General features: G+C 60.3%; 20 protein-coding genes and 3 pseudogenes. 13 read left to right on the top strand and 10 right to left on the bottom strand.

Features of this window, described 5'->3' with window-relative positions:
* Nucleotides 1-273 precede the first annotated feature (273 nt).
* Nucleotides 274-543, top strand: a complete 270-nt coding sequence (locus KBI52_RS09605) for a hypothetical protein (RefSeq protein WP_210807004.1) — start codon at nucleotides 274-276, stop codon at nucleotides 541-543.
* A gap of 171 nt (nucleotides 544-714) precedes the next feature.
* On the opposite strand, the gene KBI52_RS09600 is transcribed toward KBI52_RS09605, so the two are convergent.
* Both KBI52_RS09600 and KBI52_RS09595 read right to left on the bottom strand, forming a co-directional pair.
* Complete coding sequence (locus tag KBI52_RS09600) at nucleotides 715-1935, bottom strand: multidrug effflux MFS transporter (RefSeq protein ID WP_210807002.1); 1221 nt, start codon at nucleotides 1933-1935, stop codon at nucleotides 715-717.
* Between the two features lie 201 nt (nucleotides 1936-2136).
* Nucleotides 2137-3756 carry an NAD(P)/FAD-dependent oxidoreductase gene (locus tag KBI52_RS09595; protein ID WP_210807000.1) on the bottom strand — a complete coding sequence of 540 codons (1620 nt, stop codon included), beginning with the start codon at nucleotides 3754-3756 and terminating at the stop codon, nucleotides 2137-2139.
* Between the two features lie 818 nt (nucleotides 3757-4574).
* Here KBI52_RS09595 and KBI52_RS09590 point away from each other — a divergent pair.
* The gene (locus KBI52_RS09590; protein ID WP_210806998.1) at nucleotides 4575-4874 is read left to right on the top strand and encodes a hypothetical protein; all 300 of its coding nucleotides are present in this window, start codon (nucleotides 4575-4577) and stop codon (nucleotides 4872-4874) included.
* A gap of 270 nt (nucleotides 4875-5144) precedes the next feature.
* Nucleotides 5145-5810, top strand: coding sequence for a hypothetical protein (locus KBI52_RS09585; protein ID WP_210806996.1), 666 nt, complete (start codon nucleotides 5145-5147; stop codon nucleotides 5808-5810).
* A 118-nt stretch (nucleotides 5811-5928) separates the two neighbouring features.
* Here KBI52_RS09585 and KBI52_RS09580 read toward each other — a convergent pair whose 3' ends face one another.
* Both KBI52_RS09580 and KBI52_RS09575 read right to left on the bottom strand, forming a co-directional pair.
* Complete coding sequence (locus KBI52_RS09580) at nucleotides 5929-7134, bottom strand: murein L,D-transpeptidase family protein (RefSeq protein WP_210806994.1); 1206 nt, start codon at nucleotides 7132-7134, stop codon at nucleotides 5929-5931.
* A 276-nt stretch (nucleotides 7135-7410) separates the two neighbouring features.
* Nucleotides 7411-8196 (bottom strand): annotated as a pseudogene (locus tag KBI52_RS09575) (MFS transporter); the annotation flags it as partial.
* Nucleotides 8197-8812: 616 nt separating this feature from the next.
* On the opposite strand from KBI52_RS09575, the gene KBI52_RS09570 reads away from it, so the two are divergent.
* From KBI52_RS09570 to KBI52_RS09550, 5 genes and pseudogenes are all read left to right on the top strand, one after another.
* Nucleotides 8813-9088 carry an AbrB/MazE/SpoVT family DNA-binding domain-containing protein gene (locus tag KBI52_RS09570; RefSeq protein WP_210806990.1) on the top strand — a complete coding sequence of 92 codons (276 nt, stop codon included), beginning with the start codon at nucleotides 8813-8815 and terminating at the stop codon, nucleotides 9086-9088.
* The gene (locus KBI52_RS09565) at nucleotides 9075-9464 is read left to right on the top strand and encodes a type II toxin-antitoxin system VapC family toxin (protein WP_210806988.1); all 390 of its coding nucleotides are present in this window, start codon (nucleotides 9075-9077) and stop codon (nucleotides 9462-9464) included. Before KBI52_RS09570 ends, KBI52_RS09565 begins: the two co-directional genes overlap by 14 nt.
* A 235-nt stretch (nucleotides 9465-9699) precedes the next feature.
* Nucleotides 9700-9861: pseudogene (locus tag KBI52_RS34060) on the top strand (hypothetical protein); the annotation flags it as partial.
* 1386 nt (nucleotides 9862-11247) lie between these two features.
* Entirely contained in the window at nucleotides 11248-12363 is a 1116-nt protein-coding gene (locus tag KBI52_RS09555; RefSeq protein ID WP_210806986.1) for a hypothetical protein, read from the top strand.
* Nucleotides 12364-12764: 401 nt separating this feature from the next.
* Nucleotides 12765-13589 (top strand): restriction endonuclease, encoded by an 825-nt coding sequence (locus KBI52_RS09550; protein WP_210806984.1) that lies wholly within the window; start codon nucleotides 12765-12767, stop codon nucleotides 13587-13589.
* On the opposite strand, the gene KBI52_RS09545 is transcribed toward KBI52_RS09550, so the two are convergent.
* Nucleotides 13570-13863: a hypothetical protein gene (locus KBI52_RS09545; protein WP_371823148.1), complete on the bottom strand. Its 294-nt coding sequence runs from the start codon at nucleotides 13861-13863 to the stop codon at nucleotides 13570-13572. The two genes, KBI52_RS09550 and KBI52_RS09545, sit on opposite strands and share 20 nt — an antisense overlap.
* Between KBI52_RS09545 and KBI52_RS09540 the strand changes: the two genes are divergently transcribed.
* From KBI52_RS09540 to KBI52_RS09525, 4 genes are all read left to right on the top strand, one after another.
* Complete coding sequence (locus KBI52_RS09540) at nucleotides 13850-14038, top strand: DUF3606 domain-containing protein (protein WP_210806982.1); 189 nt, start codon at nucleotides 13850-13852, stop codon at nucleotides 14036-14038. The two genes, KBI52_RS09545 and KBI52_RS09540, sit on opposite strands and share 14 nt — an antisense overlap.
* A 22-nt stretch (nucleotides 14039-14060) precedes the next feature.
* Nucleotides 14061-14804 carry a DUF72 domain-containing protein gene (locus KBI52_RS09535; RefSeq protein WP_210806980.1) on the top strand — a complete coding sequence of 248 codons (744 nt, stop codon included), beginning with the start codon at nucleotides 14061-14063 and terminating at the stop codon, nucleotides 14802-14804.
* A 610-nt stretch (nucleotides 14805-15414) separates the two neighbouring features.
* Nucleotides 15415-15921 (top strand): hypothetical protein, encoded by a 507-nt coding sequence (locus KBI52_RS09530; protein WP_210806978.1) that lies wholly within the window; start codon nucleotides 15415-15417, stop codon nucleotides 15919-15921.
* Between the two features lie 736 nt (nucleotides 15922-16657).
* On the top strand, nucleotides 16658-18733 hold the full coding sequence (locus KBI52_RS09525; protein WP_210807008.1) for an ATP-dependent helicase: 2076 nt from the start codon (nucleotides 16658-16660) through the stop codon (nucleotides 18731-18733).
* 20 nt (nucleotides 18734-18753) lie between these two features.
* On the opposite strand, the gene KBI52_RS09520 is transcribed toward KBI52_RS09525, so the two are convergent.
* From KBI52_RS09520 to repA, 3 genes are all read right to left on the bottom strand, one after another.
* On the bottom strand, nucleotides 18754-19893 hold the full coding sequence (locus tag KBI52_RS09520; RefSeq protein WP_262266135.1) for an RHE_PE00001 family protein: 1140 nt from the start codon (nucleotides 19891-19893) through the stop codon (nucleotides 18754-18756).
* Nucleotides 19894-20389: 496 nt separating this feature from the next.
* On the bottom strand, nucleotides 20390-21661 hold the full coding sequence (gene repB / locus KBI52_RS09515) for a plasmid partitioning protein RepB (protein ID WP_210806976.1): 1272 nt from the start codon (nucleotides 21659-21661) through the stop codon (nucleotides 20390-20392).
* A complete protein-coding gene (repA, locus tag KBI52_RS09510; RefSeq protein ID WP_210806974.1) occupies nucleotides 21661-22899 on the bottom strand; it encodes a plasmid partitioning protein RepA in 1239 nt (412 codons plus the stop codon). The genes repB and repA overlap by 1 nt, the downstream gene beginning before the upstream one ends.
* A gap of 1130 nt (nucleotides 22900-24029) precedes the next feature.
* On the opposite strand from repA, the pseudogene KBI52_RS34055 reads away from it, so the two are divergent.
* Nucleotides 24030-24348: pseudogene (locus KBI52_RS34055) on the top strand (peptidase S58 family protein); the annotation flags it as partial.
* A gap of 177 nt (nucleotides 24349-24525) precedes the next feature.
* Here KBI52_RS34055 and KBI52_RS09500 read toward each other — a convergent pair.
* Entirely contained in the window at nucleotides 24526-25449 is a 924-nt protein-coding gene (locus tag KBI52_RS09500; RefSeq protein WP_210806972.1) for a recombinase family protein, read from the bottom strand.
* A 55-nt stretch (nucleotides 25450-25504) separates the two neighbouring features.
* Nucleotides 25505-25936, bottom strand: a complete 432-nt coding sequence (locus tag KBI52_RS09495) for a PIN domain-containing protein (RefSeq protein WP_210806970.1) — start codon at nucleotides 25934-25936, stop codon at nucleotides 25505-25507.
* Nucleotides 25937-26308 lie beyond the last annotated feature (372 nt).

Genomic DNA, 26308 nt, shown 5'->3' with positions numbered 1-26308 from the left:
GCCTTTCCTTTGAACCGCTCACCGCAGAAATGACCGTGATCGCTCTCTCACGAGCCATGTGTGGCTCTGGTCACGGAAGGACGGGCTGTTTCGGTCGATCCTGGTGACATCGCAGGAGGTCACCATGACACGATCCTCACAACGCCAAGCCAGACGCTGGGTTATCCAAGAGCTAACACGCTGCATGGATCAGCGCAGTCAGCCCCTCCCCTCGTCCAAGCCGGTTGCGGAGTGATCATGTTGTACGCGCGGACTCAGGAAACATCCGACCTCATGGACAGCCAGATCAGAGTCAGGGCGAAGGCCCTCTGCGTCGACGATGGCTTTGATCCGGATCTGACTGTGACGCATGCCTACGGCGACGACTTCACCGCCCAGGAATGGGAGTCCTGGTGGACGTCCAATCCGGACCACCCCTTCCAAGAGATGGCTAGCCCGATGTGGCGGCTGTACCGCGCCCACGCGTTCATGGAGCTGTCGCAACTCCACAAGGTGGTTGAGGCCAGCGACAACGTCGTCTTCTTCGGGCGAGGCAACGTTTAACCTGGAGCATGACCCAATGTCATGCTGACCGTCAGGAAGGGATCAATCTGAGCGCTTAAGCTTGGCCGTGTGGCGGTCCGCTGACCCTGCCACTGCTGACCTTCGGGCGACTTCGGCTCCGCGCACAATCCTATTCCTTCCGGGGATCCGATCTGCGCAAGCCAAAGCGATCTACCGGCCTGCAGCAGCCCTGCGGGGACCTGCAACCAAGGAGAGCGAAGCAACCGCCAGGAGTGAGCAGATCGTCATGATCACGATCAGCGGCCAGACGGTCGCGCTGAGGGCCGCGCCAACCACGGGAGCGACCAGCGCCCCGAACCCAATCTGACAGCTGCCCGACAAACCCGATGCGGCGCCGGCGAGATCCGGCCTCACACTCACCGCACCGGCAATGCCGCTCGGCAGCACCAGCCCATTCGCCACCCCGATGAACAGCATGGGCCCAAACAGGGCGACCGGGGACAGCAAGCCGGTAGCGATCACCGCGGCCATGGCCGCGATGCTGGCGAGAGACAGGAGCGTGCCGGCCAGGATCATCCAGTTCGGTCCCATCGTGGCGGCTAAGCGGCCCGTGGCGAAGTTGCCCAGAATGTAGCCGCACGGCACCAGGGCAAAATAGAGCCCGTACTCCGCCGGGCTGCGCCCGAGCAGCTCGATCATCACGTACGGGGCGCCGGCCAGAAAGGCGAAGAACATGGCCGACACAAAGCTGGTCACCAGCGTGTAGCCCCAGAACGGGCGCGACCGGACGAGGCTGCCGTAGCCCTGCAGGAGCTCGCGGAGCGCCTCTCCTCCGGCGTGGCTGTGGTGTGTCTCGGGCAGGCGCCAATGTGCGAATACCAGGGCGAGGCCGCCGAACCCGATCAGAAAAGCGAATGAAGCGCGCCAGCCGAACAGCGTCTCGAGCAGGCCGCCGATGGTCGGTGCGATCATGGGAGCGACCGCCATGCCCATGGTGACATACGCAATCATGCTGGCCACCTGATTGCGTCCATAGAGATCCCGCACGATGGCGCGGCTCAGGGTGATGCCGGCGCAGCCCCCGATCGCCTGCACGATGCGACCGACGATCAGGACCCCAACGCTCTGCGCCGACAGGCAGATGACGGATCCCGCGACGAAGGTAAGGAGGCCGAGCAGGAGCACGGGGCGACGGCCAAATCTGTCGGACAGTGGCCCGATGATCAGCTGCCCCAATGCCATCGCGCCGAGATAGAGCGACAGGGTGAGCTGAATGGTGGTGAAACTGACCCCCAGGGCTCGCGCCATGCCGGGCATCGAGGGCAGATACATATTGATCCCCAGCGGGCTCACGGCGGAGACGGCAATGAGCAGCGCAATAAAGCCAGGCTCTACGATGGGCGGAGCTGCCGCGGCAGTGGTATGGTCCATGGGTTCGGGATCGCTTTCGGTGGCGACAGAGAGAGCTTGGCAGGTGGGGTCCAAATTGCACAAGCTGGCCGGGGCTGTGAGGACACGACATTGCTTCGTCTCTTGGGGCGGGGCAAGGCTGCCATCTACGGGTCAGCGCAAGACGTGTTCCTGATACTGACCCTAGAGGGCAGACGCTCAGGACGAGCTTCGCTCCCCGCGTCAGGCTCGCCTGGATCGGCGCCGGCCAACATCTGCGAGGATCGCCCGTGCTGCATTGTGGCCTGGGGCGCCGGTGACGCCACCCCCCGGATGCGTGCCGGAACCGCACATGTACAGGCCCGGTAACGGCGCTCGGTAATCCGCATGACCCAGCATCGGCCGGGCGCTGAAGAGCTGATCCAGGCTCAGGGCCCCATGGAAGATGTCGCCGCCGATAAGCCCGAAGGTGCGCTCGAGATCGAGCGGACTCAGGATCTGGCGCCCCAGCACGCTCTGCTGGAAGCCAGGAGCATAGCGTTCCACTGTCGCGATCATCAGGTCAGCCACCTCGTCGCGGTGATCATCCCAGGAGCGTCCCTGGGATAGGGTTGGCTGCACGTGCTGGCAGAACAGGCTCGCCACATGAGCTCCTTTGGGCGCCAAGCTCTCATCGAGGGTGGACGGGATCAGCATCTCGACAATCGGCTCCCGGCTCCAGCCCTCCCGCTTGGCGTCGTCATAGGCCCGGTCCATGTAGGCGAGCGAGGGGGCAATGATGATGCCGGCCGTGTGGTGATCGGCAGGGTCACGGCCAGGCAGCGCGGAAAAGCTCGGCAGCTCGGACAGAGCCACGTTCATGCGGAAGGTGCCCGAGCCTGACCGCCAGCGCCGGATGCGGGCGAGAAAGTCCGGCGGCAGCGCCTTCTCCGGCACCAGTTGGTCGAACAGGAGCTTGGGATGAACGTTGCCGGCCACAGTCCGGGTCCGAATGGCACGGCCATCCTTGAGCACGACGCCGGCCGCCCTCCCCTTCTCGACGATCACCTCCTGGACGGGTGCATTGATCTCGATCTCCACCCCACGTTCGCGGGCAGCATTCGCCATCGCCTGGGTGATGGCTCCCATGCCGCCGATAGCATGGCCCCAAGCGCCCTTCTTGCCATTCACCTCACCGAAGACGTGGTGCAGCAGGACATAAGCCGTGTTGGGCGTGTAGGGGCTGGCAAAGGTGCCAACGATGGAGTCGAAGCCGAAGGCGGCCTTGACGCAGTCGGTCTCAAACCAGCCGTCGAGGTAATCGCCGGCGGACTTGGTGAACAGATCAAGCAGGGCCCGCCGCTGGGCCATGGACAGGCGGCGCAGGCGATGGCCGGTGCTCAGCGCCTTCCAGCCCTCGGACAGGGCCGTGCGCCAGCCACTGTCCGCGAGGTTGGGTGGTTGCTGCAGGGTGAGGTCGCGCAGCACGTCCGCGATGGCGTCGATCTCGGCGGAGTAAGTCTCGTAGCGCTCAGCATCACGGGAGCTGAAGCGTGCAATCTCCGAGCGGGTCACGCCCTCACCGGTTTTGAGGTACTGGCCGTCGGGCAGCGGGAAGAAGTTGGCCAGGCGCCGCTCGACGATTCGCAGGCCGTGGCGGGGCAGATCGAGGTCGCGGATGATCTTCGGGTTAAGCAGGCTGACGGTGTAGGACGCGACCGAGTTGCGGAAGCCGGGGTGGAACTCCTCCGTCACGGCGGCGCCTCCGACGACGGAGCGCTGCTCGACCACCTTCACCCGCAGACCGGCGGCGGCGAGATAACAGGCGCAGACGAGGCCGTTATGCCCAGCCCCGATGATCACCACGTCATAGCTGTCTGCCACAAGCGTCCTCCTGCCAGTCAGAACTCAGCGTCAGAATATTGGCATTCGGAAGTTTCGCCACTCTATGCGTTTAGGTAGCCGCTGCAGCCTCCTCGAGCACCTTAACGCACGGCGTCCAGCGACAAACCGAAGTGCTTCGCCACCTGACTGGGAGCCACGCCCGCCGGCAGATCCGCCCGCCCCGCCCTGCGCTGCCCCTCCGGCAGCGGAGATGAAGTCTTGCCAGAGCTGAATGGCTTGTTATGGCCTGTAGAGCCGGAAACGAGGCGATTGAGGGTCAAGCTAGCTTCCCGTGCCACTGATTCCAACTCCGGCCGCTTCCCCCTGCCCTTCTCCAATCGGCGCTGCACTTCCTCAACGAGCCCGCTCAGCTGCTCAGCCAGCTGAGCGTCGGACAGGCTGGCAAGTGCCGACAGCTTGGCGGTACCAGGAGCCAGTTCGGACGCAGGCGTCGGGATGGTGAGCGTGACCTCGAACAGGTCGAGTGTGCATGGTGAAGATCCCTTGGGCGGCATAGAACTGATATGGGCATTGTGCTGTCCAATCCCAAGCTCGGGGGGCTCGTCCCATCGCCACGTCAGACCGATGACAAGGCGCGTGTCTTGTTTCGTGCGTCAATTGACAGGCTGCGGTGTCAATCAAGCCCATCGACGCGCCTGCTGCGGGATCGGGTTAGCCGATCCTGCAGCTAAGGAGTTCCCTTACCGGGAGAGCGGAGCGGCTGTGGTCGCCTCCGCTAAGGGGCCACTGATGGTCTGGGAATATGACGCTACAATGCCGAAGGACGGCAGCGCTGAGGCTTGATCCAGGAGAGGACCATGGGCGAGTGGAAGACGGTCTATGCGGACGAAGTTGAGAGGCGCTGGGTCACACTCAAGATCTACGATAGTGAGGATGCTGCGGATGGAGATAACGAACCGCTCGTGCGCGTCACAGTAGCCCCCATGGAAAATGCAGACGCGAACGAAGGTGGGCAGAAGCCCATGGCAGGGGCAGATGCGGATGACAACTCCATCACACTGGACCCCGATATGATCGAGGATCTCGAGGAGGAGTTGACCGAAATCGGCTTTAGCTCACAGGCGACGGACTGGATCATCAGCAAGATTCCTGTTTGAACCGCTCGGCTGCGCGATAGGAGGTGAACGATCGTCATCTGTTCGACGCACCCTCAACAAGGCAGAACAACCGCTTCTCAGGTTTGTCGTGCATCGAGGCGGGAATCGTCCCGTGCCGGAGAAGCGGCACGGCAGTGAAGTGCTCTCTCCAGCGCCGGAGCACAGCCAGAAGCCGTGACCCTTCTGCAACCATGATCCGCAAAATGCCCTAGTCCGGTTGACGAAAGTCCTGGCAAAGGTAGGTTGTCTGCCCCTCTGCCGACATCCGCCATGAGAACCTTCACCTCCCTTGTCGCGCGGCACGCGCTCCCCGCCTTTGGCCTTCTTGCCCTGACGGCGGCAACGCAGGCTCAGACCTTGAACGGCATCCGCATCGGGGAGGACATCACCACGGCATCGCGGGTCGCAGGCAAGCCAGCCTCCAGAGTTGCCGCGGGGCCCCACGAGGAGGTCCGGTGGAGACTGTCTGACGGGAACAAGCTCGCGCTCGCGACGGATCCACTCAACGGCCGGATCGCCTATGCCGAGGAGACCTGGGGCGGCCGGCCTGATAGTAAGCCCGCCGACTTTCCCGGCTTCCGATATGGCGAGACGACCCTCGCGGACATTCGGATGCATGCGGAGAACAATGGCTTCGCCTTCGTCGAGCGGCTCATTGACGAGAGGCCTGATGGCCTGCGCCTGTTCAACGCCTACGAGGTCGAGGGCTCTCCCGGTCTGGTCGTGACCTTCGTCACCCGGATGTCCACGAGGGACACGCGACGGCTTAAGGGCAATCAGGAAAGCGTCGACATCAACCGGGCCGCCAAACTGGACGGCATCATCCTCGGGGATGCTCGCTACCTCGTGGCAATCTGGGGTCAAGCCAAGCTCAAGGCCAAGGACTACAAGCCCATTCGTTGGGCCTCCACTCGCAAGGTGGCATTGAAGCCCTAACTGCCCTCGAAACGGCGTACAGGTCCATCGGGCATGGTTGCGACATTAAGGCCGCGTCCAAGTCCGGCGGAAGGCGTTTTTGGTCTCCGATTTCTGGCATCCGCCAGCCATGCTGCCTTTAAATCTTCTGTGCCAGGCGTGCGGGCACGATCTCCTGTGCTCCCTGGATTATCAGTTGGTCATGGATGAAACCCAGTGCCGCGCCGCCGACTGGGGCGGACGTCAACAGCGACGGCAGTTCCTTCAGCCACGTGGACGGGCCATCCAGCGACGCGAGGGCCACGAGACGTTCTCCCATGGCTGGAGGAGAGGCGGCCCTTGCGTCAGCGGATGATGGTGTGCAGGTCCCTGGTACGGGACACACCGGTCGCATCACCCTTGCAGGCGCAATCACACGCTCGAGGCCGGCATAGGCCAGAGCCTCGGGACGGCTGACCTCACCCAGTGAGATGCCGCGGCGCCACAGAGCGGTGAAGGACGGATGCTGCCCGCCATCGGCATAGGTGGTCCGGATGGCCACCCTGCCCTCCTCCAGCAACACTGCCATGTGATCGTCTTCCATGGCCCGGTAGGCCAGCACCTCTGCTTCCGTGTCCGGATCTCTGACTGGTCGGAAGGTGTATTGCCCCGCCGAAACGCTCGCAACCAACTCTTCCCGAGTAGCCTCGAAGCGATCGGAGCCCTCCTTGAGTTGGCGCCAGAACGCAATGTTCGGATCCAGGCGATGCTGAACGAGGTTTTCCGCCGTCATGCGAAATGGATAGGCTTGCAACTGGACAGCCTTCTGGCCACCTCTGAATGCCTCCCGCATGAGGGCGTAGATCTCCGCCATTCCCGCATCCGTCATGGCATAGCAGCCGGCGGAGGAGCAGGTTCCGTGAACCATCAAGGCGGACCCGGTGGCCCCATGCGCTCGGTCGTAGGCATTGGGAAATCCCGTGTCGAAGGAGAGATAGTGCTTGGACTTCGGGTTCATCTGGGCTGCGGTGACGGCATAGAAGCCTTCTGGCGTCTGCCGGTCGCCCTCCTTCTGCTTGGGACCGAGTTGGCCTGACCAGCGGCAGATGGGAAATGTCTTGAGGCGAATATACCGCCCGCTTGTGCTGCGCTTCCAGACTTCGAGTTCCGCCTCCTTCTTATAGATGCGGATCAGCATCGGTTCCGCGGGAGCGGTGTTGTTCCCTTTCATCAGGGTCATCGTTGCCGGCGGAATGGGAGCTTCGTGCTTCGGATATAAGGGCGCAGCCTCCGCGGCCCGACCGACCAGGGCAGCGGCTATGAGAGCCAAGACAGGCAGATGTAACCATCTGAGCATGGAGATCATAGGCGGCTTTCGGTTGCTGGGTGCGAAGGGCTCTTATGGCGTGTGTAACGGGTTGAGACTGCCATTTGCAGGAAATTGCGGCAACAAATGGCTTGGCTCAATCCCAGAGCTCCGTGAAGCGGGTATCGCGAACGGCCCTCTGGCGCCGTAACATCACTCAGTGTCACATTCCACGTCTGGCTGGTGATCCGATTAGATGCAGCCGACACTTGTCCCCTCGGTGCCACCGGAAGACCTCGCCCAGCCTTCGGCAGCGTCGGGAGCCGGTGACCTGACCTACGATGACCGGATCGGATCGGTCAGCGGTTCGGCCAGGTCATGGCCATGAGATCCAGGATCCGGGGGTGGCCCGCCCGGTGGTCGCTCGATCATGCGATGCACGCGCGGCCGACCTGCCCCCTGATGAAGGTCCCGGAGCCGTTCTCCCACGGCAGCATCGGCCTGCGTGATACGCTGGTTGTGCCGCACGTAGTCCAGCCACGTCGGACTATGGTAGCGCTTGAGCCAGACCTCGGGGTTTTCCAGATCCCGCAGCAGCGTCCAATGACGCGCGCCGTCCCGACGGCGGATCCGTCGCCGCTCCGCCATCACGGCGAGAAAGGCCGCGATATCTGTTTCCCGGATCATGTATTCGATTGTGATCACGACCGGGCCGCTGCGGGGGAGGGTATCGACGGCAAGATTAGGCTCCGTCCAGCGGTTGAGCGGATCAAGGTTGAGTGTTTTCATCTCAGGCAAGGGCAGCCGCAGGCCAAGGGCCGCTCCGGCCACCAGCACCCCCGCGGCGATCAGAAGAGCGTCCGACGTCCCGAACCGGGCGGCCGCTACGCCCCAGATCCAGCTGCCGAAGGCCACGCCGCCGAAGGCTGTCATCTGGTAGAGGGCTAAGGCGCGCCCGACCACCCAGCGGGGTGAGGACAACTGCACGGTGGCATTGAAGCTCGAGAGCGCCAGCACCCAGCTCGCCCCACCAAGAGCCATCGCAACGATCGTCAAAAGCGCGAAAGGGCTCAATTCAGCGACCGAAGCGCAGACGGCAAAGCTGATGAAGGCGATGCTTATCGATACCAAGCCGACTCTTCACCTTTTCAGGCTATTTGGGACCTCTTCGGCCCTGCCGGTGATTTGCTCCATCCAATCGGTTTCGCGTGTCGTCTGGCAATTCTCCTGCGGAAGCCGTTACCGTCGTATCGATCCCTGAGCAGCGCCTGAACTGCCTTGGGATCAGGCCCTGTCCATCTCCTAGGCAAAGGCCAGAGCCGGAGCGATTGTGGGGATGAAAGGGGCGGCCCCCGGTGGTCGGTTACTGCCAAGGGCGTCCTCCCCCCTCTTGGGTCTCGTGCCGGATACCATACCCCGCCCGCTGGATCGGCCGTCCACCCAGAGCACCAGGATGCGTGGTCCCACTCTCCGTCGAGCGTACCACCCTGATGAGTTCGCCCGCGCTGTCGGCCTACTGCGGGCGTCGAAGCGGAGCCGCACCCCGGGCACCAGGCGTGGATCGCTGTTTGCTCGCGGGCGTCAAACTCGCGCATCTAGGCCCCTCCCCGCTCGGCCACGGCAATGCAGGTGTCGGTGTCGGATGGTCCTTGCCCATTGGAGAAAGCCTGGACGGCCTTGCTCCGCCGCCGCAGCATGCTTATCTTACCCACGTCTTACCTTCCATAACGGGCATTCGATGACAAAAACAGAGCGCCTCATGACGGTTGTATCCACAAAGGGCCAGGTGATTTTGCCCAAGTCCATCCGGCAGCACCGGCACTGGGAACCGGGAACCCGACTGCTCGTGGAGGAGACCCCAGAAGGCGTTTTGCTGAAGGCCGCTCCTGTGTTTGCCCCGTCCCAGCCGGACGACGTGTACGGATCGCTGCCTCATCAGGGCCCACCCAAGACCCTGGAGGAGATGGAAGCCAGCATCGTTGCCGAGGCCAAGCGGCGTCATGCTCGCGATTGATACCAATCTGATCGTCCGGTATCTGACCGGCGATCACCCTGAGCAATCGCCGAAAGCACGCGACCTGATTGATCGGGAGGATGTCTTCGTTTGCACGACCGTTCTCCTGGAGACGGAATGGGTCTTGCGCAGCGCCTATGGCTATACCCCGGCTCAGGTCGGAGCGGCATTAAGCGCCTTTGCCGGACTGCCCCATGTCACTTTGGAAGATGCTCCCCTGGCCGCAAAAGCGCTCGATTGGATGGCCCAGGGGCTCGATTTTGCGGACGCTCTTCACCTGGGGAAAGCGGTGGGATGCACAGCCTTTGTCAGCTTTGACCAACGCTTTGCCAAAGCCGCCAACCGGACCGGCGAGGTGAAGGTTCAGGCTCCGTAAGGGGCATGGCCGCTTTCTCAGACGAGCGATTCAGCAGACCTCTATTCAAAAATCCGAAGGGACCGGCCAGTTGTCGTCGCCCCTCCCCTTGCGGCGTGATAGGTCCTGCCCATGCTCAAGCCTTACTTTCGTAAATGGGGCCTGACACCCGCTGGCGAGCTCATCAACACGCACACCAGCCAGCTTCTGCTAGTCCTGTCCCACGGGCAACCAGCGATGGAAGGTCACGGACCTCGAAGACGAGAGGCACGGACACCTGCTCATGCGGTGGTGGGCCGGGGAGGGAGCCGCTCGGGTGCTCGCTCATGATCGTTCAGTATCCCCGAGAGGTCGCCGCCCCCGGGAGCTCGTCGCAAAAATCTCGACAGCTCCCGTGATGATCAAGATGGATAACTGATGCCGCAAGTTCTCCGGGGCTTAGACGCTCCAAATGAAGAGCTAGGCGGATGCCGTTTTCGGGCAGATCTATACGATGCCACGGCCGAAGTGGCTCTGATGGGCCACCCTTCGCTTCGAACATCTTTTGATCCTCAGAGAGCCCGGGGGTTTCGCGATCAGGGCTTTCCCTTTGGGTGCGAGATTTCCCCCTTTCTTTTGAATCTGTTTCATTGGTGGGCGAACAAATTTTCGCACCCTCCCCATGCTGCGCAACGCGTTGAGCCTCTTCTTTTTGAACCGGGCGGGCCTCAACCAAGTTGGTCAGGTAGATCGTTGTCCGCCCAAGCCTATCTGGGCTGGAGCGAACCAGAAAGCCAGCCTGCTCAAGTTGGCGGTAATGGTTCTGGATGGTCCTTGGAGACACGCCGAGGTCGGCCGCCAGCCACGAAGTGCATGTCTGCAATCGCTTGTAACGGCCGCAACGGGAGATCAGGTACACAAGGGTCGTAACTGCTCCGGTGCTCAGACCGGGATGAACCAACACATCGATATTGAACCGCCGAACGTACCGACTGAAGAAACAGCGGCGCTGAGACAGACGTGTCCGACGTGTCACTGCAGGAGCTCTGGGGCGCCGCTCCTTGGGCCTAGCCTCCCGCTCTGGGAGCTCGAAGAACGCCGCGACCTGATCCCTCGTCCAGCGCCCCTCGTGGATGCCCTGTTCCGCGACCACCGCTTGCTGAGGACGGGACACCCTCCCCATAGTCTGCAGAAGTTCGAACGCACTACTCATAGCCAGCCTCATCCTGAAACCGACCAGTAAAAGCTAACCCTCTGGCGTTACTGTCAAATCTCTCAACGAGGCTCGGTAGGTCTGAGCCGCGGACTCAGTGGGTATGACGCGCGACCTCGGTAGGTTTGACTCACGACCTCAGTAGGTCTGAGGCGCACCCCTTCCCATGCGCGATCCAAACCTACTACCCGAACTGCCAGATTCGGTAGGTTTGACCCGCACGTTCGGAAGCCGAGCCTGATCCCCTGCCCCAGCTACCTGTCCGCAAGGTTTGAGTCGCGATCGCCTCCATCGTGGGATGGTCTGGACGGCACCTAGGATTGCAACCATCCCCTCTCTACCGGCTAGTAGGTTTGACTCGCACTTAGAGTGTCGGCTTGAAATCGGAGATTCCCCAACCGCTTATGACCAAGTCCTCGATTCGCTAACCGAGGAGCCTCTCGAACATTCGCCAGTCCCGTAAGCGCGACCCAGACCTACTATAAGCGCGATTCAAACCTACTGAATGTGCGGCTCAGACCTACTATGCACCCCAACAAATGCAGGTGGTTCAGCGATTTAGCATTGTATGGTTTGAAGTCCTAAGTACCTTGACCTGCGAGGAGACACAGCATGTCGAAGGCTCTGAAGCCCAGGACCATCATCCACGAAAGCCTGCAAGGCGAACTGTGGGTGGTAGAAGAACCCGGGATCACTAATACGATCTCCTTATGGGACGTGGCTCCCCGTTCCATTCCTTCCCGCGCCTCTGACGATCTCAAAGACGGGAGATACCTGAAGACCTTGGAGCGGACATTCACACTCGCGGGCAAGGTCTATCAGGTCACCCTCAAGCCAGCCCGTATCAAGGACAAGAACGGCAAAGAAAGCGAGCAGTACCCTGGCGAGCGCGAGCGGCTAGTCGAATGGGTTATCCGTCGCATCGCCGCGATGCGTAATCGTATCAGCCTCAGCGCTAAGGACGAGGTCAATGTCTCGTTCAGCATCAATGAGGTAAAGACTGAGCTCTCCCGAACCGGTCACACGTACAGCTACTACGAGATCGTCGAGGCGCTCACCATCCTTCACCAGTCCACCGTCGAAATCATTCGAACTGATGTGGGGGATGATGGCGAGATCCATGAGCGCGTGATCTCGAGCGCTGCCTTCCCCCAGCTTGCATTCGCCAACAGGGGCAAGGAGCGTGCCAAATCGACGGTCCAGTTTAATTGGCTCGTCTCGCAAGCCATGATGCATCTGGACTTCCGTCAGATGAACTACGAAGCCGTCATGAAGATGCGTGGGCCGATCGAACGTTGGATTTACATGCGGCTCAACCACGATGTGCTTTATCATCGCATGAACCCGCACATGCACGTGATCTATGCCCGCGAGGTCATCGACGGATCGGCCCTTTCAACCAAGCGTCCGCGTGACGCAATGCGCCGCATCACGGAAGGCATGGAGAACCTCAAAGCTGACGGCGTTATCAAGGAGCTTCAATGCGTCGACATCGCCGAGGGCAAGCGCAAGGTCGATATCAAGTATACTATCACGGTCTCTGACGCGTTCGTTGAGGAAACATCGCGTTCCTTGCGTCGCGCCAATGAGAATATCGCGGATTATCGAGCGGTTGTCGGCAGTGATCCAAATGGTTTCGTCTCTTCCGATCCGATCAAGAAGGAAAAACTTCGCCGCATCCGTACAAAGCGCTTGGCAGATCACAATGTCATCGAGCGCCTACTGTAACGTACACACTCAGGTCCCTCGAAGTGCAGCTGGTGTCCCTTACGAAAGTGGAGAATGTTGGGCTCGTCCAGGTTGCTGAAACGGGGTCGGCTGACACTGTGACGCCCCTATGGAATGCTGGCTGAGAATGCAACCGTCATTCAGGCGAAAGAGCATCGCGCCAACCTATGAGGCACCAACGCTGTTAGTGAGTAAGCACAATGCATGGCAAGCCAGGGAGTTAATGATCTTGCTTCCTACGGCGCTCTTCGTCATTCCACGAGATGAGGCCAACTCTGCCGACGAAATATTCTTGTGAGTTCCCGGCGATTTAACTCGCGGCAAAGCGGCCAGTAACCGCGCTCAGCTATCGAAAGCAGCTGACAATCATGGCAATAACCGCCATTTGCCCGGGAAAGGGAATGTTTCAGTACCTTTGGAGACATAAAGCGTTCAGCGCTGTGCTGCTCCTGCTGTTCGGGGCCGGCTTATACCTGAAGCCGATCGCCGCCCGGTGCGGGTTGGCGCTGCTGCTCTTCTTGCGCCTGACGAAGGTCCATTCGCTTCTGCTGATCTATGATCTGACAGACCGGGCGGCCCTGAAGCATGTCCGGACCTTGGCGACCAAACGCGCACATATGATCTCGCCGGACGAGTATGGGAACGTCTCCGAGGAGACTTGGGACAAGCACCTGAACACCTTCATCAAGAAAACGCTCCTGCCGGAATTCCAGCGCAGGAAGATCGACCACCTTCTCGCCAAGAATCCTAAACGGTACGTCGCCCGTCTCAGAACACGGATCAACCGGATCATCGACCGGTACCAGCCGGCCGAGCCAGCGGCCGTATTCAATGACACGATGACAGGCAGAGAGTTTGAGCGCTACTGTCGGGAGATGCTACAGGAGGCTGGATGGCGTGCTGCGCTGACGCCCGGATCGGGCGACCAAGGCGCCGACATCATTGCCGAAAAGGAAGGCCGACGTGTTGTGATCCAATGCAAATTCTACAACGGTACTGTCGGCAACAAGGCGGTACAAGAAGCCTATGCCGCCGCGGCCTTTCAGGATGCACCTTATGCTGTCGTGGTTACCAACTCGGTCTTCACCAAGTCGGCTCATCAGCTCGCGCACAAGAATGGCGTGCTGCTGATGCACCATTCCGATCTGCCGCGGCTTGAGCTGATTATCACCAGCGGGGCAGGATCCCAGCGATACAAGATTCCATTTAGTCGTCAGATACCCTGAGGAAGTCGTCGATCGACAACTGTGCGGGACTAGCCGGATTCGCCTTCGGCATTCTGGGCCCTTCCTCGATACCCGCTGCAACCGGCTGTTTGCGCGGCATCGGGGTATCCTCCGACTGCATGCGCTTCATCCGGGCTTTCGCCTTGTCTCGCGCCTGAGCCTCCTCAGATTGCGGACCTTCAGTCAGCCACGTTCCGCGCTTAATCACCTCATTCACACGACCCTGGTTGATCCCAAGCTGGAAGGCGATCTCCTGCTGGATGTCTGATGACAAAGCCAATCGCGGCGGTACGCATCGGGGCCGGGTTGCCGGCGGCGAAGGATACGAGGTCGGCTACTTTGCCCGGAAGCACGGCATCAGCGTTGCGCAGGCCGAAGAGTTGATCAAGGAGCAAGGGAATAGCCGCGAGAAGCTCGATACAGCGGCTGGAAAGCTCAAGCGAGGCTAACCCCCTGGCAGCCCGGGCCCTGATGTTGGGTATGAGTGAGCACCGCATCTATGTTGGGACCGCCGCTTGGGCGATCCCAAAGCAGTACGATGACGCCTTCTCGAGCGAGGGCAGCCATCTGGTACGCTATGCGAGCCGGTTTGACGGGGTCGAGATCAACTCCTCGTTTTATCGCCCGCATCGCATGTCGACCTATCAGCGCTGGGCCGGTGTTGTCCCGGAGCATTTCCGCTTTGCCGTGAAGATGCCGAAGACGATCACCCACGAAGGCCGCCTCCGCGAGATCGATGAGCCGTTGCAGCGCTTTCTGGGAGAGATTGCCGGACTGGGGTCGAAGCTCGGACCGGTCCTCATCCAGCTTCCCCCGAGCCTGAAGTTCGACCCTGCGGACGTGCGATCATTCGTCGAGGGGCTTCGAGCGTCCCTTGCTGGAGATCTCGTCTGTGAGCCGCGGCATGCCTCATGGTTCACCGCCGATGTCGATGCCTTCCTCGTGGAGCACCGGACCGCCCGGGTGGCGGCCGATCCCAAGCCTCACCCAAATGCTAGCACTCCGGGCGGCTGGACAGGGCTGGTTTACTACCGCCTGCATGGATCGCCGAAAATGTACTACTCGGCGTACTCGCACGAGGTCATCGCGGAAGTCGCCGCGACGCTCGAAGGTCATGCGAATGCCGGACGAGCGGCATGGTGCATCTTCGACAATACGGCTGCTTTCGCGGCGACCGGCGATGCGCTGAGCACATTGAGGCTTTTTCAGTCCTAGCGCATCGTGCGGAAAAGTGGATCCGGTTTTCCGCACTCGATGATGCGCCAGCCAAGAGTGGAACATCGGAATCGATCCTAAAAGTGGGTCTACTTTTGGGTCCGATGCTCTAGGCGCCCGACCATCGTTGGTTCGCCACAGATGACCTTCAGCTTGATCCTGGCTCTCGCCTCATCACGGCCTGAACACGGCGTCTGACAAAATGGAAAAGCCCAGGCTCCGGGGTCAACGGGCGGAATGCCTTCGCATCTCCTGCCGCGCCAGCTACGGGCCTGGGCTAATAGGGTACCAGACGGGCGCTCGCATCGTCAGGCAAGCGCAGGAACAGACCGGGCCGGAGTACATCCGTCCTGGCACGGTCTCATCGACGCTGGCGGTGACGCCCGCCGCTGTCGAAGTCCACAACACTGTCCGCTGGGGTAAGCCTGATATAAGGATTGATATACAATTCGCAAGCGGGTCAGGACGAACATTGTGTCGCAGCCTCGCTTGGCTCAAGAGGCGGAACACAGCCTACCAACGCGCCGAAGTCCCGCGGCCGAGCACCAACGTTTAGAAGGGGAACCTTGACCATAAGGAGACGTTTCCATCGGAGACCTCAGGAGCTCACATGCCAGTGTTTGGTTTGAACAAAGTTGCAGGCGCGGGCTTTGCCGCACTGGCGCTCGGCGGATCAACTCTGGTGAGCACATCGGCTGCCGTCGCCGCAGATCTCCCCCCATACTACGAGGATCAAGAGGCGGTTCTGGAGCGCCCACCAGTCCAGCGCAGGCTCGCGGTTGAGGAAACCTATATCGCCCCACCGGTCGAGCACAGGATCATTGGCCGTCGCGTGATTGAGCAAGACTTCGTTGGAGAGTATGAAGGGCCGGCCCTGGTGCCCCAGCGGCCTCTGCCGATTGTGCCTCTGGAGTATAGCGATGGGTTCGAAGGGCCTGCCCTGGTCCCTCCCCGGAATGTCCCGATCGTCTCTGGGCAGCCGGTCCTGCCTCCACCCGTATACCAGGAGAGAGTTGTGGGCATCCCTGCGCCCGTGGAGGAGTGTCGCATCGTCGTGAGGAGGCGGATCGACGCCTACGGCGACGTCACAGTACGCAGATCCAGAATCTGCGACTAACCCCTGATCACCGCATCCACTGTTCTTATTGTTACTCTGGTTCCCGCAGAGAGAGGCCCGCAGGCACCTTCAACTCGCCTTCGTCCCGACCCAGGTCCATGAACCGACCGTTCTTGGGAATGACCAACCCGTCCCCGATCATTGGCAACTTGGACATGGAGGTGCAGGTTATAGCCGATCGCTGTCCCGACGAAGTCTCAGTGCCTCTGAGCCGAACAGTGGCCCGCCCAGAGCCTGAAAGGCTCCCGTCTATCCGAATGCTCTGGTCGGGAAACGCCCAGGTGAAACGCTGGCCTGTCTGCCTCCACCTGCCCGGCCATTCGCCCGGTTTCGTCTGGGAGGCATCGAAAATGTAGGGGCTCACCTCACCGTTCTCGAACTCCCCTCCCCCGACGCCACCGCCCGGATAGAAGGTGATCACGAACTGAGATCGATCAGAAGCGCGGGTGCATTGCCAGAGTGTACCTGCGAGGCTCAGGCCGTCGGCCAGACTTGCAGCGGGACCCAAGACAATCCCGATCGCAGCAAGCAGAATGCCTCTCATGGCTCTTTCTCCGGCCCTAGGAACGATGCCGCCGCACTGTAATCTGCCGCCCGTTACCAAACTTGTCTGCCGTCCCGAGGATCACACCCCCAACAGGATTTGGATCGGGAGCAGCCCATCTTCCCTTGCGAACAAAACCAGAAATCAGGATCAATCGTCCGAGAAGAAACAAGGGACGATTCGTCAGTGTCCATCTCGGCTGGTTATCTCGACAAGCTCAACCCGGAACAGCGGCGGGCGGTGGAACACGGTGTCACCGATGGGAGGGCTCCGCCATCGCCGCGCCCGCTCTTGGTGATTGCCGGTGCGGGATCGGGCAAGACCAACACCTTGGCCCACCGGGTGGCGCATCTGATCGTCAACGGGGCCGATCCACGGCGCATCCTCCTCCTGACCTTCTCCCGCCGGGCCGCCGCCGAGATGGCGCGCCGGGTCGAGCGGATTGCCGGGCAGGTTCTGGGCCAGAGTGCCAGCGTGATGACAGATGCCCTCACCTGGGCTGGTACGTTCCACGGCATCGGCGCTAGGCTACTGCGCGACTACGCACTTGAGATCGGCCTGGATCCCGCCTTCACGATCCATGATCGCGAGGACTCAGCCGACTTGATGAACCTCATCCGGCACGAACTTGGCTTCTCCTCCACGGAGAGCCGCTTTCCCACTAAGGGAACGTGTCTGGCGATCTATTCCCGCTGCGTCAATGCCGAGACGACCCTTGAGGAGGTGCTTCGGGCCTCATATCCGTGGTGTGCCGGCTGGGCCGCCGAACTGCGGCAGTTGTTTGCTGCCTATGTCGAAGCCAAACAGCGCCAGAATGTGCTCGATTACGACGACCTTCTGCTCTACTGGGCCCAGATGGCAGCCGAACCATTGATCGCGGCTGAACTGGGTGGGCGCTTCGACCATATCCTCGTCGACGAGTACCAGGACACGAACCGGCTGCAGTCCTCGATCCTGCTCGCCCTCAAGCCCGACGGCCAGGGGCTGACGGTCGTCGGGGACGATGCCCAATCGATCTATTCCTTCCGGGCCGCGACCGTCCGCAACATCCTGGATTTTCCCGCGCAGTTCAGTCCGCCAGCTGAGATCGTCACCCTCGACCGCAACTACCGCTCCTCCCAGCCGATCCTGGCGGCGGCCAATGCCGTGATCGAACTTGCCTCCGAGCGCTTCACCAAGAACCTCTGGACGGACCGAACCTCTGCCGAGCGGCCGCAGCTGGTCACCGTGCGCGACGAGGCCGATCAGGCCCGCTACGTGGTCGAGCAGGTGCTGGCGAACCGCGAGACCGGCATGCCCCTCAAGCAGCAGGCGGTCTTGTTTCGCACCTCCCATCACAGTGGCCCCCTGGAGGTAGAGCTGACCCGCCGTAATGTCCCCTTCGTAAAATTTGGGGGCCTTAAGTTCCTTGATGCCGCCCACGTGAAGGACGTGCTGGCGGCGCTGCGGTTCGTCCAGAACCCGCGCGATCGGGTCGCCGGCTTCCGCCTGATGCAGCTTCTGCCCGGCGTCGGGCCGACCTCGGCTCAGCGGGTCCTGGATCGTATGTCAGAGGCGGCCGATCCGATTGGGGCGCTGCTGGAAGCCCCTGCCCCACCACGGGCTGGAGGCGAGTGGCAATCGTTTGTGGACACCATTGAAGAGCTGCGGGCGGGATCAGCAGGATGGCCGGTGGAGCTTGAACAGGTCAGAGCCTGGTATGAGCCGCACCTTGACCGCATCCATGAGGATGCGACGACCCGTAAGGCGGATCTGATCCAGTTGGAACAGATTGCCACCGGATATCCCTCCCGGGAGAGATTCCTCATGGAACTCACCCTCGATCCGCCTGACGCCACAAGTGATCAGGCTGGAGTTCCACTGCTTGATGAGGACTACCTGATCCTCTCGACAATCCACTCGGCCAAGGGGCAGGAGTGGAAGGCGACATTCGTCCTGAATGTCGTCGATGGCTGCATTCCGTCGGATCTCGGCACAGGGACGACAGTGGAAATCGAGGAGGAGCGTCGGCTTCTCTACGTTGCTATGACGCGTGCCAAGGACAGCCTCCACCTCATCGTCCCGCAACGGTTCTTCACGCATCCGCAGTCCGCCACGGGTGATCGTCATGTTTATGCCGCCCGCACCCGGTTCATTCCGAGTGCGCTCCTGAAACAGTTTGAGAGAAGATCATGGCCACCGGTCGCCCCGGAGCAAACGACGGGATCATCGTTCACCAGAGACGTTCGCATCGACATAGGGGCCAAGATGCGGGGCATGTGGCGTTAGAGAACTGATGCCGTCGGCTGTCAGACGATGCCCCAGGCGCGGTAGCGGGTCCGGCCAGTGAGCTCTCGCGGCAGAGCGCCCCCGAGTTGCTGTAGCATGAGATCCACTGCCTTTGGGGTGACCTTCAGCAGCTTGGCGCCGAGCGGCACGGTAACCAAAGGGCGGGACAGGAACAGATCGACCAGGTCCGGCAGCTTCGAATTCGAGCGCGTTTTGGCCGTGACCCGCCCCATCAGCTCACGGGCGAGGATCAGCCTCTCCAGGTCCTTGTTCGCGATCTCCAGGGCTTCCTCGATGACACTGCAAAAGCCACCGAGTTTCTCCTTCGCCCCTTCCCTACCCTGCGGACGGAACTTCGACTGCTTGAAACCGGCCGCCAGCGGCAGGAGATGGTTCGTCAGCCCTCGGGCTCTCAGAATAGAGGCGGCCATTGTCAGCCCCAGCCACGGCAAGCGGGTATAAAGGTTGAGATCTAGCCAGGCATTCCAGGCCATCGCCGCAGCGGCGACGGCTGGCCAGTGGCTCGTCCGCTTAACGAAATCAAGCCACAGGTCCTCGGCTTCGGCCTCATCCTGATCCGGGTCATAAACCAGGTGAGACCGGCTCTTAGGCAGCGGAGTTTCTCCTGCCAGAACCCTCGTGGTGCGATCCAACACAGCGTCAATTTCAGCAAAATGCGCCTTCCAAGGGTCCGCGTCATTGGCAAAGGCCGGATAGGCGTCCTCATCGTCCGGATCAGGCCTCTCCCGTTTCGATACCGCCGTCTCCGAGCCGATCCCGCCAACACCCCTCATGGCCGCCAATCCGTCGAACGATACCGGCCAAGGGGCTTTTCGAGCCATCGCCGTCCGTCGAGATCTGAGGGCCGCTGCCGCCCGGGTGAGTTCATGGGTCGGGCTGCGAACGTCCATTCCGGCATCGTGAAGGACAAGGTCGCCAACGTCGACCAGATGGCCATCGAGCATGAGGGCTCGGACAGCTTCGGTCATATCGCAGCGAGACTGCCATCCGGCGGCCAGACCCGACGCCTCCAACCGTGCATCAAAGCGGAGAATGGCGATCGTGAGCTGCTCCAAACGACCGGCAATTGTCTCCCACGGTAATTCGGGAACAGCGATCGCCGACCGCTCCGATCCTTCATCGGTCAAATTCAGGCGCACCAGCAGCCCCCGTCGCTAGTTTGGCAGCATCTAAGGTATTGTAAATGAGAAGATCTGCCTCAACAATGGTAGCGTTCAGCGGTTTGGCTACCGTTTGCTATGAGTGGGGGAAGTGGTCGAAAATGGGCATTCTGGGCTGTTTAGGCCCTAAATCGGTCGATCTTGGCCGATTCTTGCTGCCCTATGGAGCAAATTCTCCGCAATAGGCTAAGAAAGTACGACTACGGCACCCCTCAAAAAGCGGCCTGGCGGCGACATCAACCGTTCAGTTCATCCCGTCCTCAGGAATGTACATTAGTTTCAGGCACCCCCCTGCCCGGACAGGGCAAACAGCCAATGTCAAGCGGCGCAATGAGATCCGTGCAAGCTGGTGAAGGTAGCCGATCAGTTCATCTCCCTTGGGCCCAGGGTGATAAGCGGGTGAAGACATGCCCATTTCGTGCCAGCCATAGAGATTAAAGGGCAGCAGAAATGCTGCCCTTTGCTTCGAGTACATTTAGCCTTCTAATTGCCCAGAGTATTTGGCATACAGAGCATCAAGGTTATTGACGACGAACTCGGCAAAGCCCGCATCAACATTGCGGTCGATCTGCAGCGTGCAACGCTTAGACGTAAAGTTGATCGTTGCTTTGACCCGCGTATCGCGAGCTTCCCAGTAACCAAGCTCAGCACGTGCTGGCCGGTCTTTGCGGGTCACCTCTTCGACGAGAGCGTTGAAGCGCTCGTTCGTCTCCCGAGCGTTGAAAGCGGGCGTCTTGATGAACGCCTTCGCTTTTTCTAGCGCGGATGCATCGTTCTGGAAAAGTTCGGCCAAGGGCAGCCAGCGTTTTCGACCGACCTCTGGAGCTGGGCCAATCGCGTCGATAACAGTGGCTGGAATCCGTTCGACCACCTGCAAGTACCAAGTGATCTGAGACTGGTTGCTGATGCCGAGCGCTGCCGCAATCGTCTCACGGTTGAACTTCTTCGCTTTCATCGCAGCCGCAAATCGCGCCTTCTCAATGAAGCTTAAGTCAAGTCGGGCGTTATTTTCCTGGCCTTGTGCCACAATGAGCTCAACGTCAGTCAATTGCCTGACGACCGCGCGGATTCTCATCCCGAGCGAAGCAACGGCCTTCAGGCGCCGATGCCCGTACGCAGCCTGGTAGCGCCCATCTTGCTGTGGATGAGGCCTCACTAGGATCGGAACGAGCTGACCCTGGCTCCTGATCTGATGTGCCAGGTCAGCGATCGACTGAGTACCATCCTCCATTCGGTCTCGGATGAAGGACTCGTCGATCAGGCTCGGATCTAGTTCAATGACTGTTTGCCCGCTCTCAACGAGTGCCTTCAAGTCCTCTAGTTCGTGAGAATTGTCCCGAACCATTGTACTTAAGCGCTTCATCACTTGGCTTGTAGGTGCATTCTGCCGAAGCAGACTTTTGGATGCTGTTTGAGAAATATTCTTAGTCTCACTCTCGCTCTCGACTTTCGGAGTTACCGCCGTAACCGTTTCAGGGATGTCCACTAACGTCGCGGAGACCGTCGGCGCACTATCAGAGATCTCAAGATCAGAGCTCAGGTACGCTGAAGTCCCCTCCCCCGCCCCTGACTTTCTGTCAGATGGCTCTACGATAACGGGAACGCCACTTGGCCCGGGCTCAACAGCTAACTCGGAGATGGTTTCGGAGACTGCCCGCAGCTTGTCCTCATATGCTGGCTCCTGAATCACAGGATCAGACTCTTCCGTGTTGAGGAAGGCTGCCAGTCGCTTTGCACTCTTCGCCATTAGATCCTCCCCCAGGCCTGCAGAACCAGCGTTTCGATATCGCGGTTGACAGCGTTCATGGACTCGATCGCGCGGTCGATTGTACCTTTCGTAAAGTCCGCGCGCTCGGCTTCGTAAATGGTCTTCTTCATAATGCCGGCATCTGAGACGGCAGTGCTTTTCAGCATTTCATTGTCAAGAACATAGTCTCCAAACATCTTGCGGAGATACTGAACCATTTGAGCTTGAGGCACATCGTTTGGCTCATAGCGGGTGACCAGATATTTGAGCCAGTCGTACTCAGTATTGCCGCCCGCACTTTTAAGCACGCTTAGCAGGTCCTTGGTCATCGTTAGGAACTGAGCCATAGACATCACGTCCATCATTTGTGGATGGACCGTGATCACGATGCTCGTTGCGGCACTGAGAGCTGAGAGGGTCAGATATCCCAATTGAGGAGGACAATCGATTACAACGAGATCGTAGTTATGATGCACGGTCTCTAGCGCGCCGTTTACGCGGTCGAAGAAGCGCTTTCCCTCCTGCTTATTCTGGAGAGCCATTGGCACTTCGTGCTCGAACTCCATGAGCTCGAGGTTCGCAGGGATAATTTCCAAGCCCTCAATATAGGTTGGCCGGATAATGTCCTTGAGCGGAATTCTCGCACCGGAGTAGCGGATGTTTCCATAGAGGGTTTGGTTCTCGAGGACGTCGATTTCCGGATGTAGGCCATGGACGGCCGAGAGGCTCGCTTGCGGATCCAAATCGATGGCCAGAACGCGATATCCATTTATGGCAAGATACTGCGCCAGATGAGCCGCAGTTGTGGTCTTTGCTGACCCGCCCTTGAAGTTCGTGCAGGCGATCACCTGAAGGTGTTCGTCCCCGCTACGATGTTTCAAATACTGCCGCTCCCCTTTCGCATTTGCGTCGAGATACGCCCGCAGGTTCGCGACGTCCTTGAGGGAGTAGAGGCGTCGGCCATTCGACTGTATCTCCACGTCAGGCCCCTTCCCGTCGAGCGAGAGCTGCCGCAGGTAACTGTCCGCAACACCAAGGAGCTTAGCGACCTCTCCGGACGTCAGCTTGCGAAAGGACTTTTGAGCCCGCGGCGGAAAAGCGGTTTCAAGCTGCCGATGCAGGTTTTTGGAGAGCTTGGTTGCATGCTCTCCAATGAGGTCGAGCCCCACACGGGGCGGCCGATTGGATGTTGAGCTGGCAGATACCTGACCTTCGCTCTTGAGCTGAGGCAAAGCCATCAGGGTCCTCCTTCTTACGGAAAAATGCCGGCAAGCAGCCGAATTCCGTCTCATCAAATGCAGAGAACGTTAATATCGGGTTAAACTAGGACTGCTCGCAACGAGATGCAGCTGCCTTCTTCTGCTGAGCCGTTCTTGCTAAATAGCTGTTGATCAAAGATAACTCTCGGCGACAGAGTATTTTAAACACATGTAAAAATTTAGGCGCGCCGCCCCCGGAGGCGAGGATCAGCGCTCCGTCAACCTAGCCCGCCTGGGACCGCCGGTCTGATTCGAGTTTGCCAAGTGTGTTACATCAAACCCTGCAGCAAGGTGGTCTGAAATAGACCATCCCTGCCATACTGGCGTAGTCCGATCCACATGCCGCTAAACCAAGAGCAACCAAGCAAACCCATCAGGCTTTCCAAGCCTGATTTCTGGTCGTGCGAGTTTTACACTGACTACGATTTTACACGTGTAAAATCCGGGTCGAGCAGCTCTCGATTGTGGTTGGTTGGCCCCAACGTCAACGACCTCGGCCGAGTACAAGGCCGCACTGGCATCGCTTAGCCGATGCCAGCGGCTCTCAGTTGAGACATTTTACACGTGTAAAAACTGCAGCGAGGGCCTCACATTCATCGGTTAACCTCAGCGGAGTCGCCTTTAGCTTCTGGTGCCCTGCCCTTTTCAGCGCCACGGATAGTTTTGGGATCCTGATACTTGGCAGGTAGGATGTCGACCGTGCGCGTCAGCTACCGTTCCTTGACTAGATGACCGCCGTGTCTTGTTAGGTCTAGAGCCGCAGACCACAAGACATCGTAGTTTTACCTGTAAATTCGAGGGTGTGAGCTAGAGCCCTTCCCGTTCATACCGCGGGCCGCTGACGACTGTTTGACGTGTAGGCTGCCAGCGCAAAGTGCTCGTGGTTACGCGACATCTAGGCCAGATGGAAGCCCGCCGTGTCACCGCGGTTTCCGCCCCGACGCTTCACGATGTGACCTATCCAGGCTAGCCCATGAAGCTTTTTACACGTGTAAAACGTACCATTGGTGGGCCCGACCCTTTATCAGGTTGATTGCTGGTAACAGAACAAGGGGAGGTGCAAGCTGACTAGTCAGCCATTGATCTAGAAGTAAGCTATTTCCGTCATTACAGCCAGCCACCCGGTTCCGGGCACTGACTTCATGGGCGGGAGCCATCGCGGCCGTGAATGCCGTGGGCGGATATCTACCATCCCGGCTCCCACCAGATCCTCTCCTGCGCCAGACGAGAGGACGGGCAGGGGTTCCGCGACACGATGGCTTTGCCCGCAGCATCAACCCCGTGCACATAATGTCAGACGGCGACACGATCTTTGCCCTGTCCACCGGCAAGGCCCTATCCGACCGAGCTAATGTTCCGGCCATGGGGGCGATCGCCGCAACGGTGATGATCCATACCGAGAGCCTGATCAGGCATCAATTCCCGGCGCCAGAGGCTACTTCCAGGGATGAACAGAGCCTTTGGAGTTCGTCGCAGAAGATGGGCAGGGGACTGAGAGCGCCTCACCCCCTACTATCGCTCTCCTTCCGTCGCCTCGACAACGGTCCACGGCGCGTGAACCCGCTTCAACTCGGGCGCCGCGCGTTAACCATATTTCTTGGCGCGCTACTCCGCGCCTTGCAAGGATGTTGGCAGGGTCAGCCCAGCCCTCCGCGCTTGTTCGAGTTGCTGTTTGACGGACGAGGCATTCCATTTCGTCCCGCCGCGCGGAGTGCGCTCTCGCATGCGTTCGAGTTGCAGAGCAATATCCCGCAGCGACAGATCCGGATCGGCCATGGCTATGCCAGCGATCAGCGTCATGAGCCGGTCGGCAGAGGGGCGGGGAGGGGACCTCTGAAGCAGCGCCGGATCGGCCATGCGCTGCGAGACCAGTTTTCGCACGGCGCGGCGGAGGCGCTCCACCGTCCAGTCCTGGCCCCACCCATTCAGAACCTGAACGACGTCGGCCCAGGGGTGGTCCGGCCGCATCCGCTTCACCGTGGGCATCCACCGATCGGCGGAGGCAATGAGTGGGTCGAGATACCGCTTCTCTCGGGCAAGTGTCAGCCGGCGGATAGTTTCCGGGCGGTATTCGCGAACCCCAGGGTTGCCGAGAACCTTCCCGCGGGCTTTAGCAGCCCGTAGTCCGGCCTTAGTGCGCTCGGAGATCAGCGATCGCTCGAGTTGTGCCACCGCACCGAGAACCTGCAGCGAGAACATGCCCTGGGGTGTCGACGTATCGATCGGATCCTGGAGCGATTTGAAATGGGCTCCCTTCTTTTCCAGCCCTTCGATGACCTCAAGCAGGTGGCTCACCGATCGCGCCAGCCGGTCGAGGCGCACGACCACGAGCACATCCCCGGCCCGGATCTCCTTGAGCAGCTGAGCGAGAACCGGACGGGCCCGGGACGCACCTGAACCCAGCTCCTGATAGATCACCACGCAGCCAGCCGCCTTGAGCTCGATGATCTGAGCGTCCGTCATCTGCTCCTCGGTCGACACGCGGGCGTAGCCGATCAGGCGCCGTTTCGGGGCAGGGGAGGGGGCCATCAGAGTCGCTAATCTCGGTTCTCGAGCTCACCATAAGGATGGCGGCGCTCGGAGCTTATACCGCCGCCAACAGGTTCGAGGTTGACCATGAGGGCCAGCCAGTTCCGGCGAAATCACGGTCATGGCTCCACAGATCGGCATCCAAGGTCCAGGCCAACGCCAGAAGATGAGCATCAGTGACGCTGCCGTTGCGGAATGCCGGAGCGTTCTTGAGAGCTGTCTCGGCCATCGCCCTGTCCTTATCGGCCACATCCTCTCGGGCGATGATGGTCAGCAGATCCAGCAGGCTTTCCAAAACCGAGAGATCGTTTGGCCTGATATGCTCTACCACTCTGTACGCCTCGTCAAAGGCTTCCTCACTGGTGATCAGGCTACGCCGCCCTGAAATGAGGTCCAGGTGTGTGCCTGTCATTGACCCCAGGACCGCGGCCACGAAAATATTGGCGTCGACCACCAAGGCCGCTGGGACGCCGCGCGGTCGGCTCAAGGACCGAACTCGCGATCAAGAGCGGCCTGCTCGTCAGGAGAGCGCTGGGACTGTGCCTGTGCCAGCGTCTGACGAAACCGTGCTCGAGCTGCCTCAGAAGGGGGGCGCAGGGGGACGAGCAGAGCGACGGTCCGCCCGTCGCTCTGAACCGGAACAGCTCCTGGCAACTGCTCGATTGAGGCAGCGGACAGTTTCTGGAGCTCTCTCATCGTAATCGCCTGGGCCATGTTATGTATGTAAACCCATAGGGCGCGATTTTCAAGGAGCTTGGCAACCATTTGTACAATTAAAGGATATGCATACTAACGATCGTTTGAGGGCGTCTTTCACGCGGACGCGTTAACCAGAAGAGCAGCGAGAGCTTTCACGGCG

The organism is Microvirga sp. HBU67558 (assembly GCF_018069605.1).
GTDB lineage: Bacteria > Pseudomonadota > Alphaproteobacteria > Rhizobiales > Beijerinckiaceae > Microvirga > Microvirga terrae.
Note: the sequence above shows the minus strand (reverse complement) of the source record. Positions and strands in the feature narration are given on the sequence as shown.